This is a genomic window from Lamprocystis purpurea DSM 4197 (assembly GCF_000379525.1).
GTDB lineage: Bacteria > Pseudomonadota > Gammaproteobacteria > Chromatiales > Chromatiaceae > Thiodictyon > Thiodictyon purpureum.
The window spans coordinates 59,322-65,408 of sequence record NZ_KB902508.1 but is presented as its reverse complement, the minus strand read 5'-3'; the positions used below and the strand labels follow the sequence as shown (position 1 = coordinate 65,408).

Sequence of the window (6,087 nt, the reverse complement as noted above, 5' to 3'; positions counted from 1 at the left end):
GCAGCGGGGCGCGCCTGGTCAGGGCGTGGTGCACCGTCGCCTGGTCCAGGCCCAGCAGGGTCGCCAGGCGCCCCAGGTTCATGCGGGCCGCGAGGCGGCCACTGGTGCGCCCGGTGGCGCGCAACAGGGTGCGCAGCGGTTCGCTCAGCTCACGCTGCTCCAGGTAGTCGAGCATCCAGACGGCGGTCNCGTCGAGCCGCAGGGCCTCACCGAGCAGCGCAACGGTCGGGGCGGTCGGCGCCGCGGCGTCGGCCGCCGCCAGCCGCCGCAGCACCCGGCGCGGGATGGTCTTGAAGAAGGTCCGCAGGCGCTCGCGCAGCTCCGCGGCACCGAGTGGGGGAGACGGCACGTCGTCCGGGCCATCGTTGGCCCGGCGGGCGATTTCGTAGTCCAGGCGTCGTGCGCCTTGCACGTTGTCCCACGTCTCCCAATCGACCGCGCCGGACGGCATCCAGTTCAGCTCTGCGTCGGCATAGCGCGACAGCAGCGCCGCCACGGCGTCCGGCTCGAGCAACGGCCGCGTCAATTCCCACAGGGCGGCCAACACGTCGGGGTCCTTCAGGTCGTGACACAGACGCGCGTCGCCCCGCGCCAGTTGCAGAGCATAGCGGGCGGCCCGGCGCGGAGCCGCNGNNACGGNACTGAAGTCNGNGCGCCANAGNGTGCGGTGATCGCTCATGCGCAGGCCTCCACATAGGGCATGAACCGACGCTGGTCAAAATGGAAGCTGACGAAATCGCCGCGGCCGGGACCGGTCTCCCAGATCATGCCCAACACGAGATCGCGACGCTCCCGGAAGTAGGTTGACCCGGCATCGGTTTCCGCATCGAACACCGGGGTCTCCAGCACCTCCAGCACGACCACCGGCTGGCCATAGCGGGGGAGGCGGTGGTTGCGCATGCCGGCCTTCCAGACGACCAGATCGCCGGGGGCGAAGCGATGCGGNTGGATGAACGACCGGTAGCGCTCCCGCAGGACCACACCGAGGTCGCCGTTCAGCCCCTCCAGCGGCTCGTCCGCGAGCAGGTCCAACGGGGCTTCTTCGCTTAGACCGATCAGGTCAAGCAGTTGGCGCGACGACAGGTCTTGGTTCTTCTGGGCCATGGCGGATTCCTCTTACGCGGCGGTTGGTGAGGCGTATTGAACCATTGCCATGCGTCAAACTCTGTCGCACACTGGTACCATGGCTGCTACCCATGAAACCCGGTCAAAAGCGCACCGCGAGTTGCAGCGCCACGAGGTCCCAGTCTTTTGCCAGGTCGGCCGGATCGTTCTCGCGGGTTGCGAGTGAGTAGGTGCCTTGGTGACGCTCGTAATCCAGCCTCAACATGAGGTTAGGGTTCAGGTCCCAACGCACGCCCAGGGTCCAGATCTTGGCGAAGTAGTCATAGGGTGGGACGGCCCCGCCCAACAACGCCGATGCGTTGGTGCCATCCTGATCGTTGCGGTCTGCGAAGCCCTCCTCGTAGCGCAGCACCAGACCCACCGTGGGCCGCAGTCGGTAGGTCCCCTGCAGGTAGTAGCCCACCCCGTGCAACTTACGGTAAGGAAAGAACTCTCCGAAGTCCTGGTACTTGAGCGGCAGACGCCCGTATTCTGAGCTGAGGGTCCAGTGTTCCGTGTTGTACTGCGCCGAGAGGATCAGGTAACGCACCACCATGCGGCCCGCTTCAAAGTCCGCAACGGGTGCGGGCTGGTAACTGAAGGACTGCACCACACCGCTCAGCCCCAAGCGCAGCCGCTCCTGCGGACTCGCGTACCACAGACTGCCGACCCAACTGACCCCGCGCGGCCGCATACGCCCGCCAAAATCGTCGCCGAGCAGGGTCCACTCCACGTTCTGGTCGACCACTGCCTGACCACCCGTCAGGGTCGCCGAAACGTTGCCATGCTCGGTATAGAAGTCACCATAGATCATCATGCCGTCGGTCGACAGGAGCAGGTTCCGAACCTTGTCGAAATAAATGACCTGGGGCAGGAAGATGCTCGGGCGGGTGAAGGGCACATCGCGGGTCTCGTTGTAAAGACCCAGCGGATTCTTAAGGCGCCCCAGACGCACCCCCAGGCGCTGCCGCGCGCTCTCGACCAGGGTCAGGTCGATCAGGCCGAAGTCCAGGGCCGGGGTCCCGTCGGACATGTCCCCGGCGAAGCGCGCCAAGACTTGTCCGGAGAACAGGATGCGCGGATTGAGCTGATAAGACGCGTTGAGCGCGACCTCGGCGAAGTCCAAGGACCCGTCCTGACTGTCGCCGAAGAAACGGTTGGCGCTGGTCTTGACCCCGGTCAGACTGGCAAAGCCATGGATCTGCAACCGCTCCCCTTGTAGCCGCTCCCACAGGGCGGCGCCACCGTTGGGGTCCGCGACCGCGGGACCCACGAGCATGGCCAAACACCACGCGACCAATCGGGAACTCAGGGCCACGCCGTGGCCACAGACTCGGCTGGGCCGTCGGCAGACCCCGTTCACGGGCTGACTCCAACACCGTCGCGAGGGCAGCCCCTCGGGTTACCGCGGCCAGCCGATAAGCTCCAGGGTTTCACAAAATTTCACGAATGTAGTGCCGCTGAGCGATTTTTTGCGCTGTAATAAATTGATATTAATAGAGAAATTATCTGAGGTGATAAACTTGGGTTAGTGCAAGGCACCCGGCCGTGCGTCAGAGTCCTTCACCGGCAGCAGGTCCACGAACCGGCCTTGCACCTCGGTGGAGTGCTGGTACTCCGGTTCGCCGAAGGTGCGCCGTTTCTTCGATGCCCCCTTGGGCTTGACCGGCACCTGGGCCAGCCAAAGGCCGTGACGGGTCTCCAGTGAGAAGGACACCACATCGATGCGATAGGGCGAGGCGCCGATGGAGCCATAGCGCTCCAGAATTTCCTTGTACCGGTGCACCTTGTCGCGCGGCAGGCCCCAGGCATCCATGATGACGAAGATGAAGTCGGCCTGATGGATCGCGGCCAACTGGCGGATCAGGAAGGCCGAGTCGTCCTTGGTCTGCTCGGAGGCCGCGTTCATCATCACCTGGTGCGTCTCGCCGGTGGTCAGGTTACCGACGAAAGCGACCGGCACGAGTTGCTCGCCCTCTTCAAGGATGTTGCGTGCCACCACGACCAGCGGGTCGATGATGTTCCGATAGGCAGTTGGAATCGTGCTCATGCAGGACAGCCGTTGAGGGCGGCGTGGCCGCCGGAAAGGGCCAGTTTAGGCGATTTCAGTCGAAGTTTGTCTGAAGAAAAACCTTGCGTGATTGCTCGGTCATCGGTATGCTTTGCGAGTGCAGTGTTTTCCTGTAGTGTTTCGGCAGTACCTCCTCTCCGTAGTGCGTGGCAGATCTTCCGTAATATCCCGACAGTTGTCTGCATATACACACGTTCAGTTCAATCCAGAGGTTTCCGAAATGGCAACAGGTACAGTCAAGTGGTTCAGTGACGAGAAAGGCTTCGGCTTTATCGCTCCTTCCGACGGCAGCAAGGACGTCTTCGTCCATCACAGCGCCGTCCAGGGCGGTGGCTTCAAGTCGCTGGCCGAGGGACAAACCGTCTCGTACAACGTTGAGCAAGGCCAAAAAGGCCCGAGCGCGACCAACGTCGTACCCCAGTAAACCTGGGTACCAGGTGCCCGGCACCTGGTGATAGAAAGCCCCGCCCATCGGCGGGGCTTTTTTATTTGTGGTCCGTCGAACGACGGCGCCCCGTCCTTTTCGCCCCTCGCTTTTTCGGAACCCTGTTTTGATTTCCACAGCCAACATCACCATGCAGTTCGGCGGCAAGCCGTTGTTCGAAAATGTCTCCGTTAAGTTTGGCGGAGGCAATCGCTACGGCCTGATCGGCGCCAACGGCAGTGGAAAGTCCACCCTGATGAAGATTCTGGGCGGCGATCTGGAGCCCAGCACGGGCAATGTGTCGGTGGAGCCCGGTAAGCGCCTCGGCAAGCTGCGTCAGGACCAGTTCGCCTTCGAGAACCATCGGGTGCTGGATACCGTCATCATGGGCCACGGCGAACTGTGGCAGATCAAGCAGGAACGCGACCGCATCTACGCGCTGCCGGAGATGAGCGAGGAAGACGGCATGGAGGTAGCGCACCTGGAAGTGCACTTCGCCGAACTGGACGGCTATACCGCCGAGGCCCGCGCCGGCGATTTGCTGCTCGGGTTGGATATTCCGCTGGAACAGCACGAGGGTCCCATGAGCGCCGTAGCGCCGGGCTGGAAACTGCGCGTGCTGCTGGCCCAGGCGCTGTTCGCCGACCCGGATATCCTGCTGTTGGACGAGCCTACCAACAACCTCGACATCAACACCATCCGGTGGCTGGAAGAGGTGCTGAACGCGCGTAACAGCACCATGGTCATCATTTCCCATGATCGGCACTTTCTGAACAGTGTCTGCACGCACATGGCTGACCTGGACTACGGTGAGTTGCGCGTCTACCCCGGCAGCTATGACGAATACATGACCGCGGCCAGCCAGGTGCGCACCCGCCAGTACGCCGACAACGCCAAGAAGAAGGCGCAGATCGCCGAGTTGCAGACCTTCGTTAGCCGCTTCTCCGCCAACGCGTCCAAGGCCAGGCAGGCGACCTCCCGGCAGCGCCAGATCGAGAAGATCAAGCTGGAAGACATCAAGCCCTCCAGCCGGGTCAATCCCTACATCCGCTTCGGCCAGGACAAGAAGCTCTATCGTCTGGCGCTGGAGGTGAAGTCGCTGGCCAAGGGATACGATGGCGCCTCCTTGTTTCGCGGTCTGGATCTGACGGTCGCGGTCGGTGAACGGGTCGCCATCATCGGCCCCAACGGCATCGGCAAGACCACCCTGTTGCGCAGTCTGGCCGGAGAACTGACGCCCGACCGCGGCACCGTCAAGTGGTCGGAGAACAGCCAAATCGGCTATTTCGCCCAGGATCACGCGGCCGATTTCGTCGAGGACACCACGCTCTATGACTGGATGGATCAGTGGAAACAGCCGGGCGACGACGAGCAGGTCATCCGCGCCACCCTGGGTCGGCTGCTGTTCTCTCAGGACGAGATCAAGAAACCGGTGAAGGTGATTTCCGGTGGTGAGCAGGGCCGCATGCTGTTCGGCAAGCTGATGCTGCAGAAACCCAACATCCTGCTGATGGACGAACCGACCAACCACCTGGACATGGAATCCATCGAGTCGCTCAACACCGCGCTGGAAGACTACCCCGGCACCCTGATCTTCGTCAGTCACGACCGGGAGTTCGTCTCCTCGCTCGCGACCCGCATCATCGAGCTGACGCCCCAGGGGGTCGTCAACTTCAGCGGCAACTACGAAGATTATCTGGAAAACGCGCGCGCGGCGGCTTGAGGCGTCCAATCGCCCGAGCGTCATGGTTAGGAACCGTTATGCGTTGGTCCGGTGCGTGGCGATCGAAGCCTTGCGAACTCTTGGCGACCTTGTACGGCCGGGCTGTGTAGCGAATCGAAACCCGACAGACAGCGGGTTGCTCATCCAAATTGAACCGCTTATCCGATTACGACAACGACAACGGTGGTATTCGTTGTTTAACTTATCCGCGTATGTCGTGATTAGCGTTTACAGCAGCTTGACCAGCGCCGCCATCGCGCCGACCTGAGCGAACATCAGCGGGATGAGCCACATCAGCAGGGTATTGCGGCTGCGCTCGATCGCGGTTGTGACCTCGCCGCGCAATTGCTCGATCTGGGTCTTGACCTCGCCGCGCAATTGCTCGATCTGGGTCTTAACCTCGCCGCGCAATTGCTCGATCTGGGTCTTGACCTCACCACGCAATTGCTCGATATCGGTTTTCACCTCACCACGTAACTGCTCGATGTCGGCCTTGAGTTCGCTGCGCAACTGTTCTATCCGCACGCTGAGATCAGCGCGCACCTGCTCGATCTCTTTCTGGAGCCGCAGTTCGGTCTCGCGCAACTGTTGATTAGTGACCAGATCCGGTAAGTGCGGGTAACGCTCTTCCAGACGCTCAAAGGCCCCGGCGATCACCCGCGCCCGGGTTCGCTCGTCCGGCGCGCTGGCCAGGGCTTCATACAGCTCGACGACAGAGCCCATGGGATTGGTCCCTCCAAGGGATGAGTAGGGCGGTTGCCGCTA

Annotated in this window: 5 protein-coding genes; 2 read left to right on the top strand and 3 right to left on the bottom strand. The window is 62.3% G+C overall.

The annotated features are described in order from the left end of the window. Positions 1–1,207 precede the first annotated feature (1,207 nt). Positions 1,208–2,383 (bottom strand): hypothetical protein, encoded by a 1,176-nt coding sequence (locus A39O_RS0118245; protein WP_020506106.1) that lies wholly within the window; start codon positions 2,381–2,383, stop codon positions 1,208–1,210. Positions 2,384–2,632: 249 nt separating this feature from the next. Further along, positions 2,633–3,154, bottom strand: coding sequence for a hypothetical protein (locus tag A39O_RS0118240; protein WP_020506105.1), 522 nt, complete (start codon positions 3,152–3,154; stop codon positions 2,633–2,635). A gap of 241 nt (positions 3,155–3,395) precedes the next feature. Here A39O_RS0118240 and A39O_RS0118235 point away from each other — a divergent pair, with 241 nt between their 5' ends. Then, positions 3,396–3,599 carry a cold-shock protein gene (locus tag A39O_RS0118235; RefSeq protein WP_020506104.1) on the top strand — a complete coding sequence of 68 codons (204 nt, stop codon included), beginning with the start codon at positions 3,396–3,398 and terminating at the stop codon, positions 3,597–3,599. Positions 3,600–3,726: 127 nt separating this feature from the next. Beyond that, positions 3,727–5,322: an ABC-F family ATPase gene (locus A39O_RS0118230; RefSeq protein ID WP_026199516.1), complete on the top strand. Its 1,596-nt coding sequence runs from the start codon at positions 3,727–3,729 to the stop codon at positions 5,320–5,322. A gap of 228 nt (positions 5,323–5,550) precedes the next feature. Here A39O_RS0118230 and A39O_RS0118225 read toward each other — a convergent pair whose 3' ends face one another. Continuing rightward, on the bottom strand, positions 5,551–6,045 hold the full coding sequence (locus A39O_RS0118225; protein WP_020506102.1) for a DUF1640 domain-containing protein: 495 nt from the start codon (positions 6,043–6,045) through the stop codon (positions 5,551–5,553). Positions 6,046–6,087: the final 42 nt, after the last annotated feature.